General features: G+C 59.9%; 18 protein-coding genes. 3 read left to right on the top strand and 15 right to left on the bottom strand.

The window, feature by feature from the left end:
• Positions 1-2: 2 nt before the first annotated feature.
• The 6 genes from AC13RM_RS22175 to ruvC form a co-directional block, all read right to left on the bottom strand.
• Positions 3-905, bottom strand: a complete 903-nt coding sequence (locus tag AC13RM_RS22175) for a metallophosphoesterase (RefSeq protein ID WP_488555564.1) — start codon at positions 903-905, stop codon at positions 3-5.
• Positions 905-1,945: a Holliday junction branch migration DNA helicase RuvB gene (gene ruvB, locus AC13RM_RS22180; protein ID WP_440479286.1), complete on the bottom strand. Its 1,041-nt coding sequence runs from the start codon at positions 1,943-1,945 to the stop codon at positions 905-907. The genes AC13RM_RS22175 and ruvB overlap by 1 nt, the downstream gene beginning before the upstream one ends.
• A gap of 100 nt (positions 1,946-2,045) precedes the next feature.
• The gene (ruvA, locus tag AC13RM_RS22185; protein WP_095435717.1) at positions 2,046-2,660 is read right to left on the bottom strand and encodes a Holliday junction branch migration protein RuvA; all 615 of its coding nucleotides are present in this window, start codon (positions 2,658-2,660) and stop codon (positions 2,046-2,048) included.
• A 12-nt stretch (positions 2,661-2,672) separates the two neighbouring features.
• Complete coding sequence (locus tag AC13RM_RS22190; RefSeq protein ID WP_113231692.1) at positions 2,673-3,092, bottom strand: type II toxin-antitoxin system VapC family toxin; 420 nt, start codon at positions 3,090-3,092, stop codon at positions 2,673-2,675.
• Positions 3,070-3,333: an AbrB/MazE/SpoVT family DNA-binding domain-containing protein gene (locus AC13RM_RS22195; protein WP_488555565.1), complete on the bottom strand. Its 264-nt coding sequence runs from the start codon at positions 3,331-3,333 to the stop codon at positions 3,070-3,072. The genes AC13RM_RS22190 and AC13RM_RS22195 overlap by 23 nt, the downstream gene beginning before the upstream one ends.
• 55 nt (positions 3,334-3,388) lie before the next feature.
• Complete coding sequence (gene ruvC, locus AC13RM_RS22200; RefSeq protein ID WP_095435719.1) at positions 3,389-3,901, bottom strand: crossover junction endodeoxyribonuclease RuvC; 513 nt, start codon at positions 3,899-3,901, stop codon at positions 3,389-3,391.
• 192 nt (positions 3,902-4,093) lie between these two features.
• On the opposite strand from ruvC, the gene AC13RM_RS22205 reads away from it, so the two are divergent.
• A complete protein-coding gene (locus AC13RM_RS22205) occupies positions 4,094-5,092 on the top strand; it encodes an LLM class flavin-dependent oxidoreductase (RefSeq protein ID WP_488555566.1) in 999 nt (332 codons plus the stop codon).
• A 66-nt stretch (positions 5,093-5,158) separates the two neighbouring features.
• Here the strand turns inward: AC13RM_RS22205 and AC13RM_RS22210 are convergent, their stop codons facing one another.
• The 4 genes from AC13RM_RS22210 to AC13RM_RS22225 all read right to left on the bottom strand — a co-directional run bounded on the left by AC13RM_RS22210 (position 5,159) and on the right by AC13RM_RS22225 (position 7,433).
• Complete coding sequence (locus AC13RM_RS22210) at positions 5,159-5,596, bottom strand: DoxX family protein (protein WP_488555567.1); 438 nt, start codon at positions 5,594-5,596, stop codon at positions 5,159-5,161.
• 106 nt (positions 5,597-5,702) lie between these two features.
• Positions 5,703-6,164: a tetratricopeptide repeat protein gene (locus AC13RM_RS22215; protein ID WP_374816377.1), complete on the bottom strand. Its 462-nt coding sequence runs from the start codon at positions 6,162-6,164 to the stop codon at positions 5,703-5,705.
• A gap of 25 nt (positions 6,165-6,189) precedes the next feature.
• Complete coding sequence (locus tag AC13RM_RS22220) at positions 6,190-7,164, bottom strand: MBL fold metallo-hydrolase (RefSeq protein ID WP_374816378.1); 975 nt, start codon at positions 7,162-7,164, stop codon at positions 6,190-6,192.
• A 122-nt stretch (positions 7,165-7,286) separates the two neighbouring features.
• Positions 7,287-7,433 carry a hypothetical protein gene (locus AC13RM_RS22225; RefSeq protein ID WP_374816379.1) on the bottom strand — a complete coding sequence of 49 codons (147 nt, stop codon included), beginning with the start codon at positions 7,431-7,433 and terminating at the stop codon, positions 7,287-7,289.
• A 73-nt stretch (positions 7,434-7,506) separates the two neighbouring features.
• On the opposite strand from AC13RM_RS22225, the gene AC13RM_RS22230 reads away from it, so the two are divergent.
• Together AC13RM_RS22230 and AC13RM_RS22235 are read left to right on the top strand one after the other, a co-directional pair.
• Positions 7,507-8,262, top strand: coding sequence for a sigma-70 family RNA polymerase sigma factor (locus tag AC13RM_RS22230; RefSeq protein ID WP_374816563.1), 756 nt, complete (start codon positions 7,507-7,509; stop codon positions 8,260-8,262).
• Positions 8,259-9,062 carry an anti-sigma factor family protein gene (locus tag AC13RM_RS22235; protein WP_374816380.1) on the top strand — a complete coding sequence of 268 codons (804 nt, stop codon included), beginning with the start codon at positions 8,259-8,261 and terminating at the stop codon, positions 9,060-9,062. Before AC13RM_RS22230 ends, AC13RM_RS22235 begins: the two co-directional genes overlap by 4 nt.
• Positions 9,063-9,222: 160 nt before the next feature.
• Here the strand turns inward: AC13RM_RS22235 and AC13RM_RS22240 are convergent, their stop codons facing one another.
• From AC13RM_RS22240 to AC13RM_RS22260, 5 genes are all read right to left on the bottom strand, one after another.
• Positions 9,223-9,969 carry a YebC/PmpR family DNA-binding transcriptional regulator gene (locus AC13RM_RS22240; protein ID WP_374816381.1) on the bottom strand — a complete coding sequence of 249 codons (747 nt, stop codon included), beginning with the start codon at positions 9,967-9,969 and terminating at the stop codon, positions 9,223-9,225.
• A 134-nt stretch (positions 9,970-10,103) separates the two neighbouring features.
• Positions 10,104-10,946 (bottom strand): MBL fold metallo-hydrolase, encoded by an 843-nt coding sequence (locus AC13RM_RS22245; RefSeq protein ID WP_374816382.1) that lies wholly within the window; start codon positions 10,944-10,946, stop codon positions 10,104-10,106.
• 341 nt (positions 10,947-11,287) lie between these two features.
• Positions 11,288-12,112 (bottom strand): TIGR00282 family metallophosphoesterase, encoded by an 825-nt coding sequence (locus tag AC13RM_RS22250; RefSeq protein WP_113231682.1) that lies wholly within the window; start codon positions 12,110-12,112, stop codon positions 11,288-11,290.
• A 3-nt stretch (positions 12,113-12,115) separates the two neighbouring features.
• The gene (locus tag AC13RM_RS22255; protein ID WP_488555568.1) at positions 12,116-12,703 is read right to left on the bottom strand and encodes a 5-formyltetrahydrofolate cyclo-ligase; all 588 of its coding nucleotides are present in this window, start codon (positions 12,701-12,703) and stop codon (positions 12,116-12,118) included.
• Between the two features lie 105 nt (positions 12,704-12,808).
• Positions 12,809-13,483: an HAD family hydrolase gene (locus AC13RM_RS22260; RefSeq protein ID WP_374816383.1), complete on the bottom strand. Its 675-nt coding sequence runs from the start codon at positions 13,481-13,483 to the stop codon at positions 12,809-12,811.
• Positions 13,484-13,654: the final 171 nt, after the last annotated feature.

Raw genomic sequence — 13,654 nt, forward strand, 5'->3', positions numbered from 1 at the left:
CCCTATCCCACGTCGATCACGACGATTTCAGGCGGAACGCCGAGGCGGACCGGCGCAATGGAGCAGCCGAGGCCGCCGGATACGATGATATGGCGCTCCTCCTCGACGATATGGCCATAGACATACCGGTCGCCATAGCGCGAGGGCGAATAAGGCGACCAGCCGAAAATTCTTACCTGCCCGCCATGGGTGTGTCCCGACAGGGTGAGCGACACACGCTCGGGAACAGCGGGAAAGATATCGGGCTCATGGGCGAGAAGGATCACCGGCGCATCGTCGCTCACTTGCGTCATTGTGCCACCGAGATCGTCGAGGCCCTTCGTGAAGGGACGCTTCCAGCGCATGCTCCGGCGCAAGGCGAGTTGATCCTCGACGCCGGCAAGCCAGAAGCGTTGCCCATCCTTTTCCAGACACGTCGCGCGATTGGAATAGACTTCGATGCCGACAGCCGACAATGCCCGATGGCTGAAAGTCGGCCCCCGGCCAGTCCTCTGGGCGGTCGCGTCATGCCACCAGTCGTGATTGCCGATGATGGCATGGACTCCAAGTGGCGCCCTCAGCTTCGCCAATTCAGCCGCCCAGATGCGATGATCGACACGGTTGGTAATGAGATCGGTTCCCGATGTGTAATCGCCAAGCAGCACGATAATGTCGCCGCCGAGTTCGTTGGCATGGGCACAGATCGATGCGATGCGCTCGGCATTCATCCACGGCTCACAGGCATGGAAATCGGCAAGCGCGACGATCCTGAGCTTCAGCCCAGGCGTCCATCCTGGCGGGGTCAGCGCGTAACGGGTAACATTCAGCCGAACGACCGGCTCATATCCGAGAGCATATCCCCCGAGTGCCATCAATCCGAATATGCTGCCGCCGAAAAGCTTCAGGAAGGCACGACGGCCAAGCATTAATCGTCCTCCCGGAACAACCCGAACTGCGCGGCCTCCAGATCCTTGGGCGGCTGCAGGCCGAGATGTTTCCAGGCGATCGCGGTCAAAACACGGCCGCGCGGCGTACGCTGAATGAAGCCCTGCTGGATCATATAGGGCTCGATAATATCCTCGATCGCGTCGCGCGGCTCCGAAAGGCCGGCGGCGATGGTCTCGATACCGACAGGGCCGCCGCCGAAATTGACCGCGATCATGTTCAGATAGCGCTTGTCGAGCTGGTCGAAGCCGACATTGTCGACGAGAAGCCGCGTCAGCGCCTCGTCGGCAATCTCGCGCGTCACCGCTTCGACCTTAGCGACCTCAGCGAAATCGCGCACACGGCGCAGCAGTCGGCCAGCAATGCGCGGCGTGCCACGGGCGCGGCGCGCGATTTCCCGCGCGCCCTCGTCGGTCATGCCGAGAGCCATCAGCCTCGCACCACGCCGGACGATCAGTTCAAGTTCTTCGACCGTATAGAAACTCAGGCGCACCGGAATGCCGAAACGGTCGCGCAGCGGCGTCGTCAGCAGGCCGAGACGAGTCGTGGCAGCAACCAGTGTAAACTTGGCAAGATCGATCTTCACCGAACGCGCCGCCGGGCCTTCGCCGATGATCAAATCGAGTTGGAAATCCTCCATCGCCGGATAGAGAATTTCTTCGACAGCCGGGTTGAGACGGTGGATTTCGTCGATGAAGAGCACGTCGCGCTCCTCGAGATTGGTGAGCAGCGCCGCAAGATCCCCCGCCTTGGCGATGACCGGGCCGGAGGTCGAGCGGAAATTGACGCCGAGCTCCTTCGCCATGATCTGCGCCAGCGTTGTCTTGCCGAGGCCGGGCGGACCGACAAACAGCACATGGTCCAGCGCCTCGCCGCGCCCCTTGGCCGCCTCGATGAAGACCTTCAGATTGGCGCGCGCTTCCGCCTGGCCGGTAAATTCGTCCAGCGATTGCGGCCTGAGCGTCGCATCGATGTCTTCGCCCCGCTTTTCCGGCGATATAAGACGTGCGGCTTCACTCATGTCAGAGGTTCCATTCCCGGTATGCGTTTTGCGGCTCCTGCGCCGAAGCTCGCTCTCTCGACTTTGCGACAATAGTAAGGATTACGGAAGGTGCAAAGCCTCACCGCGAGAGTTCCTTCAGCCCGAGCCGGATCAGCTTTGCGCTATCGGCGCCCTCGCCGGCCGCCTTTATCGCCGCGGCGATGGCATTGGCAGCCTGATCACGGGAGTAGCCTAGATTGGTCAGCGCCGAAACCGCATCGGCCACGGGTGCCGATGCGACTCCTTCCCCTAACTCCTGCTTGAGCTGAATGTTTGCGGCGTCACCGGCAAAAGCCGGAGCCTTGTTCTTCAGTTCCGTCACGATGCGCATGGCAACCTTCGGGCCGACACCGGGCGCCCGCGAGACGGCGGCACGATCCTGCAAGGCGATCGCATTGGCAAGTTCGGCCGGCGTCAGCGTCGACAGCAGCGCCAGCGCCACCTTCGCGCCCACACCCTGAACCGTCTGCACGATATTGAACCATTCGCGCTCCAGCGCCGTCATGAAGCCGAAAAGCCGGATTTGGTCTTCACGGACATAGGTCTCGATGAAAAGAATGCAGGCCTCGCCGACCGAGCCGAGCTTCGACAGCGTACGGGCTGAACAATAGGCGACATAGCAGACGCCATGCACATCCACGAGCACATAGTCTTCCCCGATTTCTTCGATTGTGCCTTTCAGCTTGCCGATCATGGATGATATCCGTCAGGGATGGGTTTCGGGGGTGATGAGGTCGAGCGAAGGAAAGTAGGAGCGATAGCGCGAGGCATCGCGCGTCAGCAGCCTATGCCTTCGCCATTCGGCATGTGCACCGATCAGAAAATCCGGAAGTGTTCTTTCCCGTTGTCCTCCGGCAAGCCGATAGAGGCGATGCGCTTTTCCGGCTCGAAACGCCGCCTCGAAAGGTATGGCCTCGCGCTTCATATCGAGCCAGGATAAGGCGATCGTCAACTCCTCTTCGCTCAAAGGCGAGGCAGCGAGTTCCGACCACACCACCGGACTGATGACGAGATCGCCTTCGCCGACACATTGTTTCAAGAGTTTGGCCGACCATTGTCGCTGGACTGAAGCCGGGCCGAGGATATCGATGAAAATGTTGGTATCAATGAGGGTCGATGTCGTCACGCGGCCCTCTCAGAAACTCCATGAACTCGTCCGTTGTCATGCCGCCAAGGTCAATCGTACCTCTGACGCGCTCGAGCCAATCATCGAAATCGCGAATGGCTGAATCCGACGCCTCTCCGATCTTGACAAGCATCGCACCGCCGCCGGAAGCGATGAAATCAACCTCCGAACCTGGGGTGATGCCCAGCCTGTCTCGAATTTCCTTCGGGATGGTCACCTGACCTTTTTCCGTCACGCGCATAGTAATACCTCTTCAGTAATACCTAGCGACCCTCCGGGAACAAGTCAAGAACAAACTATCCCGCCAGCGCTGCCTGCCGCAGTCTGCTGGTGCCGCGGTTATGGGCATGGCATATGGCGATAGCCAGCGCGTCGGCGGCGTCATTGCCCTTGAACTCGACCTTGGGCATCAGGATCTTCAACATCATGTGGATCTGCTGCTTCTCGCCGTGGCCGACGCCGATGACGGCCTTTTTGACCGCATTCGGCGCATATTCCGAGACAGGCAGGCCAGCGCGCGCCGGCACGAGCATAACGACACCGCGCGCCTGGCCAAGCTTCAGCGTCGCCACGGCATCCTTGTTGACAAAGGTCTGCTCGACGGCGGCCTCATCCGGCTTGTAGCTGTGAACGATATCGGCAAGCCCGTCATGCAGCTGGCAAAGGCGGGATGCCAAATCCATGTCACCGTCCGACGTCACGGTTCCCGACGCCACGAAGCGTAGCGAATTGCCAAGGGTGTCGATGATACCCCAGCCGGTGCGACGCAGGCCCGGATCGATGCCGATGATGCGAATCGTATTCTGCATAAGCCAACCTATCTTTCAGGCCCGACATGTGCCAGCAAAATGTGAACAAAACAAAAACAAGGCACAGATTGCGATTGCCGGAGCCACGCTGAAAACATCGTGACGAAATTGCGGCGATGGGGTTTGGAATGACGAAGCGGCGCTCCTACATGTGCAAGCAACCACTCCTTTCCACCACGCAGGTTTCTTGCCATGGTCCCCTTTTCCATCCTCGATCTTTCTCCCGTTGCCGAAGGCAGCACTATCAGCCAATCCTTCGACAGTTCGAGGCGCATGGCGCAGAAGGCGGAAGAACTGGGCTACAACCGATTCTGGCTGGCGGAGCATCACGGCATGCCGGGTGTCGCCAGCGCCGCGACGTCGGTCGTCATCGGCCATGTCGGCGCGGCAACCTCGCGCATCCGCATCGGTTCGGGCGGCGTCATGCTGCCGAACCACTCGCCGCTGGTCATTGCCGAGCAGTTCGGCACGCTGGAAGCGCTGTTTCCCGGCCGCGTCGATCTCGGCCTCGGCCGCGCCCCAGGCACCGACATGCGCACGGCGCAGGCCCTGCGGCGCAATATAGATGCCGGCGCGCAGAGCTTTCCTCAGGACATCGTCGAGCTGCAGCACCTCTTCAGCCCCGCAGACGACAATCAGATCATCCTCGCCGTTCCCGGCCATGGCGCCAATATCCCTATCTGGCTGCTCGGCTCCAGCCTCTACAGCGCCCACCTCGCCGCCATGCTCGGCTTGCCCTATGCCTTCGCCTCGCATTTTGCGCCAGAAGCCTTGATGGATGCTATCGCCATTTACCGCGAGCGCTTCACGCCTTCGGCCACGCTCGACAAGCCCTATGTCATGGTCGGCGCCATGGGCGCCGTGGCCGATACGGATGAAGAAGCACAGTATCACTTCACCTCCGCACAGCAGCAATTCGTCAATCTCCGCCGCAACGTGCGCGGTCCCTTCCCGCGCCCACGCAGCGACATGGACGATTTCTGGACGCCGATGGAAAAGCTGAACGTGGAAAACACGCTGCGCTATGCCATTGTCGGCTCGCCTGAGACGGCCGAAAAGAAGATTTCGCAGTTCATCCAGGATACGGAGGCCGATGAAGTGATCATTTCGATGCCGATCCATGACATCGAGGCGCGCTTGAAATCCGTGGAGCTGTTCGCAACGCTTCCGAGCTTCCAAAAGGTATCCTAATTCTCGGAAAAACAATTCAACCGGTGAGCCTACCCCTTTGCGCGGCTCACCGGACAATCGACGGGCTCAAACTACGAGCCTCGTCTTCCAATGACGCCGGATGAGCATGTCGAGCGACAGCTTGCCGGCGCCGGCGACGATCAGGGCAAACATACCGCCCGCGATCGCCAGGTCCTTTTCGAAATGCAGCAATTCGTTGTGGCTGGCGAAGTTCGTGTGAAAGAGCATTGCCGTCAACAAGCAGAACAGGCCCAAACCGAATGCCGCCAGGCGGGTCATCAACCCGAACGCAATGGCAAAGCCGGCGCCAAGCTGCAGCACGATGGTCGCGGTCGCGATGGGGGCTGTGACGCCAAGCTTGGCCATGGCCTCCAACGCAGTATCGAAATTGCTGGCAAGTTCGATACCCTCTTCCAGAAAGAGCAGCGACAAGAGGATGCGGCCGAACAGCAGCGCCATATCGGCGAAGTTGACCAGAATGGCATTCTCCTCTTCGAATTCCATGGTCTTTCTCCTTCCCGTGATAAGTTCACCTAAGCTCCGATCATCCCCGGCGGCATCCCCACGACCTGATCAGATGGAATGCCGCCGGATCGGTTGCAGCCAGGTCTTAGTTGGTACTCTTAGCGGCAATCGCCTTGGTCAAATCTTCAAGCTCCTCGCATCCCGCCGGGCAGAGCTTGGTGAGTGCTGCCAGCTGCTCGCGGGCCTTGGGCATGTCGCCGGTTTCGACATAGAGTTCGCCGAGATATTCGTGTGCACCCTTGTGGTCCGGCTGCAGTTCCAGCGCCTTGGTGTAGTAGGTCAGCGACGTCTTGAAGTCGCCGGTCTTGCGCAGGGTGAAGCCCATCAGATTGTAGACATCGGCCTGCTGGTGCTCCTCGGCGATATCGCGAAGCTCGGTGAGCGCGCCGGCATAGTCCTTCGCATCGATCTTCGTACGCACGGAAGTCAGGTCCGGCGCATCGGTCGATTCCATATTGTCGACGGCAAAGGCAATGCCTGCCGTTGCGGCCGAAAGGATGGCGACGGCGCAAAGGCCGGCGATCCCGAAAATGGCATGTCTGAACATGGTATTTGCTCCTGTTTTTGGCCGCTCAGGCCTGGATGGTAGGGGTGAATCCGTAGGCGTTGCCGTCCTTGATGAAGGTGCCGGAGCCCGGGAACGGGAAATGCGAACCGCAGATCCTGATCTTGTCGGCAATGACGCGATCGATCAGCCTGCGGCGGGTGGCGACGGCCATCGGGCCATCCTGGTCGTAGGCGCCTTGCCATTCCGGATGGGGTGCAAGCAGCGCCGGCACATACATGATGTCGGCCGAGACCATCAGCTGCTCGCTGCCGCCATCGATGAGGAAGACGGAGTGACCGGGGGTATGACCATAGGCGGCCAGCATGTGGATGCCGGGTACCACTTCGGCATTGTCCTCGACCAGCTTCCAGTTCTTCCATGTCGGAAAGACGGAGGCGATGCGCCGGCCGGCCTCCTTGCGGCCCTCCGCCAGCTTGTCGACACGGCCGGGATCGGTCCACCAATTGTATTCGGCCGCGTTGACGATCAGCTCGGCATTCGGAAAGACCGCCGCGTTCGTCCCCTTTTCCATCAAGCCCCAGACGTGATCCGGATGGAAATGCGAGATCATGACCGTATCGATCTTCTTGTAGTCGATGCCGGCGGCCGCCATGTTGGCAGGCAGGTGCGTGGCATTGGTCTGCCATTGCCCGACACCCGAGCCGGCATCCATCATGATCTTCCGCCCGCCGATATCGAGAACGACGACGGTCAGCGGAATGGGCATGAAGTCGGTGGTCAGACCCGCCTTGGAAAGCGCTTCCTTGGTATCGTCGACGGAAGCGTTCTTGATGAAGGCCGGATCGTGCGGCTTGCGCCAGATGCCGTCATAGATGGCCGTGACTTCGATCGAACCGACCTTGTATTTATAGAAGCCGACCGTCGGCTCCAGCGGCGTTGCGGCAAAGGCTTGCGGGATGAATTCGAGCTTCGACGACAGCCCGAAGGCTGCCGCGGCTGCAGCCGTGCCGAGAGCGGCGCGGCGGGTCATATCAAACATCGCAATATCTCCTCAGGGTTATGGCTTTTCGGGCCAGGTGGAGGTCGCAAGCGATTGCGACCATCCACTGAGGAAGAAGATCGACGGTGATGAGCGCTTATTCCCAAACGCGCGAAGATTTCTCACAAATCATTGAGATATATGGCATTATTTTTGCCGACATGGATTGAAGCGGTGGAGCCCTCGGCGGCCGCATCCGGGATCTGCAATTTTTGCATCCGATCGGGAATAAAATCCGCGCGGGCGCGATCTAGTATCGCAGGCAACATTGCAAGCACCGTATCCGAAGCTTACAGTCGGTATCGGCGTTTTGCGGGGATCATGATGACAGACGCCCGATTTATGACTTCGATGACGCTCGACGACGAGCTCCCGATATGGAGCTGGCGCCCGCCGCAAGACATCGCGATTGGCAAACTGGAGTGGCTTCTAAGCCGCCTACGCACCCTCCTTGCTGGACCGAAAACGATCAAACACGCCGTCCTCGCAGCGACGGCAGAGCCATCGTCGCATGCCGCGCCTTCAAAGCGCGCGATCGCCTCACCCGACGAGAGCATGCGCCGCTTCCAGCAAACGATCATTCCGCACCTCGACGCCGCCTATAATTTCGCGCGCTTCCTGAGCCGCGATGCCGATGCCGCGCAGGATATCGTGCAGGAGGCATATCTGCGTGCCTATCGCGGTTTTGGCGGCTTTCGCGACGGCGATGCCCGCGCCTGGACTTTCACCATCGTCCGCAACTGCTATCACGCCTGGCTGCAGGAGGGGCGGCGCAAGACCCGCTATGAGCAGCCGATGACGGACGAATGGGATTCGGATGAAGGCTCGCCCTCCCCTGACCCTACCTCCGAAGAGGATACGCCCGAGGCGGCCTTCATCCGCAAATCGGAAACGCAGCGCGTGCGCGAGGTCATCAACAGGTTGCCCGATCCCATGCGCGAGGTTCTGGTTCTGCGCGAACTCGAGGATCTCTCCTACAAGGAAATCGCCGAGATCATCGATGCGCCGATCGGCACTGTCATGTCGCGCCTCGCCCGTGCCCGCCGCGATTTCGGCGAAGTCTGGCGCAGCCTCGAAGGAAAAGGGGCGGCACCATGAGCCGCGCTGAAGGGAATGATCACGGTGAATGGAACGACCTGCTGCACGGCTTCATCGACGGCGAACTGGACGCAGCCAATGCCGCCCGTTTCGAGGCGCATCTGGCGACCTGCCGGGACTGCGCCGGCGAGATGGAGAATGCTCTGATGGTCAAGCGTCTTTCTGCACGCGAGGGCGTCAAATGGCAGGCGCCGGATACCGTCCATGCCCGCGTGCAGGCGGCACTGACGCTGGAGCAATCCATGATGAGGCGCGCAACCACAGCCGCGAGCCAAACGGAGAGCCCGTGGCAGCGTGTCTGGCGGCTCGTGCGCGAATGGAGCTTCGTACCGTCGCTCGCCGTCCTTGCGGCAAGCCTCATGCTCGTGCTGAACGTGCCGCAGCAGAGCCAGACGATCGAGGATCAGCTTCTCGCAAGCCATGTGCGCTCGATGCTCGCCGACCATCTGACCGACGTGCTGACCTCAGACCAGCACACCGTCAAACCATGGTTCAACGGCAAGATCGATTTCTCACCGCCCGTGGTCGATCTGGCAGCCCAGGGCTTCCCCTTGGTCGGCGGCAGGGTGGATTATCTCGATGGTCGGGTGGTGGCGGCGCTGATCTATCGCCGGCACGGCCATGTCATCAATCTCTTCATCTGGCCGGGCGCTGCGGGAGCTAAAACCAATGCCGAGAAGGAGGGTTATAATTTCGTCGAATGGCATGCGGATGGGCTGGTCTTTTGGGCTGTCTCCGATGTCGCCGCACCAGATCTCGCCACCTTCCGCGACGATTTTATCCGCGCGACTGCGCCATAAAGCAATTCCAGGAAAAGTGCGTAGCGGTTTTCCGCCCGGAATTGCGCAAAGAAACAACGCGATAGAGTGTTTTCGCATTTCGGAGAAAAGCGGAAATGCTCTCAAGCAAAAAAAGCCGGCCGCATTGCTGCAGCCGGCTTTTCTGAATGGTCGAACGGGGTCAAGCCGAGAGCTTGGCCAGAACTTCTTCCGAAACTTCGAAATTCGAATAGACGTTCTGGACGTCGTCATCGTCTTCAAGGTTTTCGATGAGCTTCATCAGTGACTGGGCCTTTTCTTCGTCGACGGGCACGTTGTTCTGCGCGCGCCAGATCGCCTTGACGGTGTCGGCTTCGCCGAGCGTCGCTTCGAGCGCCTTGGCGACTTCGCCGAGGGATTCGAAGGCGCAGATGATCACATGGCCTTCTTCATCGCTTTCGACGTCATCGGCACCGGCTTCGATTGCCGCTTCCATGACCTTGTCTGCATCGCCGGCGGAAGGCTTGTAGGTGATTTCGCCGACGTGATCGAAGGAGAAGGACACCGACCCGGTTTCGCCAAGCGCACCGCCGGCCTTCGTGAAGATCGAGCGGACGTTGGACGCCGTGCGATTGCGGTTGTCGGTCAGCGCTTCGACGATGATCGCCGTGCCGCCCGGACCATAGCCCTCGTAACGGATCGCATCGTAATTCTCGGTATCGGCACCGGAAGCCTTCTTGATGGCGCGGTCGATATTGTCCTTCGGCATCGACTGGGCCTTGGCATTCTGGATCGCCAGACGCAGGCTCGCGTTCATGGTCGGGTCGGGCAGGCCCGATTTGGCAGCAACCGTGATTTCGCGCGCCAGCTTCGAGAACATTTTCGAGCGCACAGAGTCCTGACGACCCTTGCGGTGCATGATGTTTTTAAACTGTGAATGGCCAGCCATGGCACCCCTGTTCACGTCTTTTGTTGGGAATGGGCTGCCTTATAAGAGCGAAGCGGCCCTCATTCAAGTAAAAAGCCGGATAATGGGGATGGAGAGCGGTCGCGATCGAGAGGTCTCAAAGGTGATTGCGATGGTCACAGTCCCTTGAGCACGTAGATCAGCGGCTTGCGCGGCAAGGTCTTCACCGACACCGTGACGCTCGGGGTCGGCGCATAGGCGACGTCGAAGTCGGGACCGAACAGGGCCAGGAACTGATCGACCGGCGGACCCCAGCGATGCATGGGCAGGATGAGCGACGAGCGCAGCCTTTTGACCACGCGGCTCATGCTGTCGGCTCCCATGGTCAGGCCACCCTCGACCGGCACCATCACCACATCGAGGCGGCCGATCTCGGCATATTGCTGGTCGGTGAGCTCGAAATGCAGATGCCCCAGATGGCCGATGCAGAGGCCCGCCACCTCGAAGATGAAGATCGAATTGCCGTTGGCCTCGATGCCACCGCCCCAGGAGCGAATATCGGTGACGACATTGCGGATCAACGTGTCACCGACGGTCATGCGGATCTTTGCCGGCTCTCCGGGCGTGTCGCTCCATCCATGCAGCACATATTTGATCGCCGGGTCCGGCGTCAGCGTGTAGTGGCTCGGATGCGCCTTGTTCATCGTCACGACCTCAGGCGTGTAAGGTGGCGGATAAGCGCCGCTATAATCCGTGGCGATGGAAACGCCACCCGGCGTTTCGATGAAAAGCGTGGCATGGCCGAGGAAGGTGATCTTCACGTCGCCATTAACCAGGTCATTGGCAAGCGTCGGGCCGCGAGAAGAAAAGCTGGCGAATGTTGCCTTGGGCAGGGATTGCGCAATCGCCTGGCACTGGCTGGGCTGCGGACGAACCGGACTCTGCTGGGCGTCGGCCACACTCCAGCTAAGGACGATCACCAGGAAAAACACGGCAAAGACAGGAAATCGCTGTAACATGCCATCCCCTCAAGCCAGATAGTGGCCGAAGGATGCGGCACGACCCGAAACAGGTCCAGCAACATTCAGGCACGATTGCTCACAATCGCGTCATCATATGCCGATGATGAATTATAGAGCGTGATGCCAAAAAGTGTAGGCGGTTTCGGACGACATCACGCTCTGCTTCTTTGAGTCTAGAACGGATTCAGATTTTAGGTCGATTCGACCTAAAATCATCCGACTCTAGAGCATGTCGCGGAAAAGTGTGCAGCGGTTTTGCGACGACGACATGCACAAAATCAAAGACCTAAAGCGTGAGAAGCGAATCTGAAAGATCGCGACGCGCTTTAGTGCAGCGATCAGCGCCAGAAGTCAGGAATGGTCTCCGCAAGGCGCGGTCCAAGCCGCAGCGGTGCGATCTTTTCGGCCAGGCCCGTGACATCGGAAATCTCGACGCCGACGCCACAGATGGTAGCTGGCCCCGAAGCCGCCTCGAAACGTCCCTTCGGCATCTTCGAGATGAAGCGGTTGAGCGGCTCTTCCTTTTCCATGCCGAGCGAGGAATCGTAATCGCCGCACATGCCGGCATCCGACATATAGGCCGTGCCGCCGTTCAGAATCTGTGCGTCCGCGGTCGGCACATGCGTATGCGTGCCGACCACGAAGCTCGCACGGCCATCGACGAAATGGCCGAAGCATTGCTTTTCGCTGGTCGCCTCCGCATGGAAATCGAAGACGATGGCATCCGCCTGCTCTTTCAGCGGGCAGGCATCGAGAATGGCTTCTGCCGACTTGAAGGGATCGTCCAGCTCCGGATGCATGAAAACGCGGCCCATGATGTTGGCGACGAGGACGCGGGCGCCGTTGCGGGCGTAATAGAGGCCGGAGCCGCGGCCGGGCGTGCCGACCGGATAGTTGGCGGGGCGCAGGAACTGGTCGTGGCGCTCGCAGAAAATAACGGCTTCCTTCTGGTCCCAGACATGGTTGCCCGTCGTCACGACATCAGCGCCGGCGTTGATCGTCTCGAGGAAGATGTCCTCGGTAATGCCGAAGCCGCCGGCGGCATTCTCGCCGTTGACGATGACGAAATCGAGCTTCAGGTCGGATACGAGGCCCGGCAGGCGGTCCCACACCGCAGTCCGTCCCGTCTTGCCAACCATGTCACCCAGAAAAAGTAGCCGCATTCACTATCCAATCACTTCCGAAACGAAATTGAGTCCGCTCTCGGTCAAAATCGCGTCAAGACGGACATCATGCGGCTCAGCCGGTACTGATGGCACTTCTTGGCAATCGAATGCAATGCCGATCAGCCGCGGATTCAAGCCTTTTTGATGCAAACGCTCGATAGCGCGGTCGTAGTGGCCCGCTCCGTAGCCTATGCGATGGCCGCTTCTGTCGAAGGCCGAAAGCGGTACGAGCATGACGTCCGGGTCCAGCACCGCCGCATCAGGTCCCGGTCCGAAGGTTCCGAATCCGACCGGAACCAAGGGCGCGCCTGCGACAAGCTCACGAAAGACGATGGTGTTGCGATCAAGAATGACAGGCACGCAAAGCCGCGCGCCGCGCTCCCGCAACCGCGCCATCAACGGCCTTATATCCACTTCGGAGCGGATCGGCAGGAAACCGGAGATGATCTCCCCTGGCCCGACATCGATTGCCTGTCCGCCATGCACCGCCATGGCGAGGGCTTTTTCGATACGATCTTCCATTGGAATAGCGTCGCGCGCCGCGAGACGCTCGCTGCGATATCGGGCTTTCAGTTCTTTGAGGCTCATCGGATCTTCGCAAATATCTATGATATCACGAAAACATAATGAGCCGGCCGCCCGTTGCAAAGCGCGAAAACGACATCCAGCCCTCGCAGAAAGAGGTCCGCTCTTTCAGTCCTTGCGGATGATCGACAATTTTCCGTCGCCATCCACATGCGCACGAACATTTTCGTAATTTCGCAGCATCGTGTGATCGGTTTCGATCGGATGCGAATGCGTCGCGGTGATAACCACCACATCCGCACCGGCCGCCTCACCCGCCTTGACGCCGGCCAAGACGTCTTCGAACACCAGGCATTCCGATGGGCTGAGGCCGAGGCGCTGCGCGCCGAGGATATAGCCCTGCGGATCAGGCTTGCCCACTTTCACGTCTTCGGCGGTGACCATAAAGCGCGGAACCGGGATTCCAGCAGCATCCAGCCGCGCCAGCGCCAGCCGATAGGGCGACGAGGTAACGATCGCCCAGCGCTCCGGCGGCAACGATGCAAGGAAATCGACGGCGCCGGGCAGTGCGATCACACCCTCGACATCGGCAATTTCAGCTTCGGTGATCTTCAGCGCCTCTGCGACCGGATCTACGCCAGGCAGATTCAACTGGCCGATCGTATCCACACCGCGCTTGCCATGCATGGTCGGCATGAACTTCTCGACATCAAGACCCTGGGCGCGCGCCCAGTTGCCCCAGACACGTTCGGCGGCAGCGATCGAATTGATGATCGTGCCGTCCATGTCGAACAGGAAGCCGGAATAGGTCTTGGAGAAGGCGGAATTCGTTGCAGCGGACAAGAGCGGACCTTTCTGGATAAGACGGTGAGCGCCTGCGCGCAAACGCGGCGCTCATGATATGCCCTTCCCGACTAACGGCAGCCGTCGAAAGAAGCAAATAAATGCTGGGCAGGACGCTCGGGAAAATCAGCTGGAGACAATGAGTAGAGAAAGACGGAGAGGGCGCGCGGC

It is taken from the genome of Martinezella sp. CNPSo 3732, assembly GCF_057784515.1.

Excerpts from the sequence above, each read along its gene's own strand:
- AC13RM_RS22175 (WP_488555564.1), bottom strand. The coding sequence starts at position 905 with ATGCTTGGCCGTCGTGCCTTCCTGAAGCTTTTCGGCGGCAGCATATTC.
- ruvB (WP_440479286.1), bottom strand. The coding sequence starts at position 1,945 with ATGAGTGAAGCCGCACGTCTTATATCGCCGGAAAAGCGGGGCGAAGAC.
- ruvA (WP_095435717.1), bottom strand. The coding sequence starts at position 2,660 with ATGATCGGCAAGCTGAAAGGCACAATCGAAGAAATCGGGGAAGACTAT.
- AC13RM_RS22195 (WP_488555565.1), bottom strand. The coding sequence starts at position 3,333 with ATGCGCGTGACGGAAAAAGGTCAGGTGACCATCCCGAAGGAAATTCGA.
- ruvC (WP_095435719.1), bottom strand. The coding sequence starts at position 3,901 with ATGCAGAATACGATTCGCATCATCGGCATCGATCCGGGCCTGCGTCGC.
- AC13RM_RS22205 (WP_488555566.1), top strand. The coding sequence starts at position 4,094 with ATGGTCCCCTTTTCCATCCTCGATCTTTCTCCCGTTGCCGAAGGCAGC.
- AC13RM_RS22210 (WP_488555567.1), bottom strand. The coding sequence starts at position 5,596 with ATGGAATTCGAAGAGGAGAATGCCATTCTGGTCAACTTCGCCGATATG.
- AC13RM_RS22215 (WP_374816377.1), bottom strand. The coding sequence starts at position 6,164 with ATGTTCAGACATGCCATTTTCGGGATCGCCGGCCTTTGCGCCGTCGCC.
- AC13RM_RS22220 (WP_374816378.1), bottom strand. The coding sequence starts at position 7,164 with ATGTTTGATATGACCCGCCGCGCCGCTCTCGGCACGGCTGCAGCCGCG.
- AC13RM_RS22225 (WP_374816379.1), bottom strand. The coding sequence starts at position 7,433 with ATGTTGCCTGCGATACTAGATCGCGCCCGCGCGGATTTTATTCCCGAT.
- AC13RM_RS22230 (WP_374816563.1), top strand. The coding sequence starts at position 7,507 with ATGACTTCGATGACGCTCGACGACGAGCTCCCGATATGGAGCTGGCGC.
- AC13RM_RS22235 (WP_374816380.1), top strand. The coding sequence starts at position 8,259 with ATGAGCCGCGCTGAAGGGAATGATCACGGTGAATGGAACGACCTGCTG.
- AC13RM_RS22240 (WP_374816381.1), bottom strand. The coding sequence starts at position 9,969 with ATGGCTGGCCATTCACAGTTTAAAAACATCATGCACCGCAAGGGTCGT.
- AC13RM_RS22245 (WP_374816382.1), bottom strand. The coding sequence starts at position 10,946 with ATGTTACAGCGATTTCCTGTCTTTGCCGTGTTTTTCCTGGTGATCGTC.
- AC13RM_RS22250 (WP_113231682.1), bottom strand. The coding sequence starts at position 12,112 with ATGCGGCTACTTTTTCTGGGTGACATGGTTGGCAAGACGGGACGGACT.
- AC13RM_RS22255 (WP_488555568.1), bottom strand. The coding sequence starts at position 12,703 with ATGAGCCTCAAAGAACTGAAAGCCCGATATCGCAGCGAGCGTCTCGCG.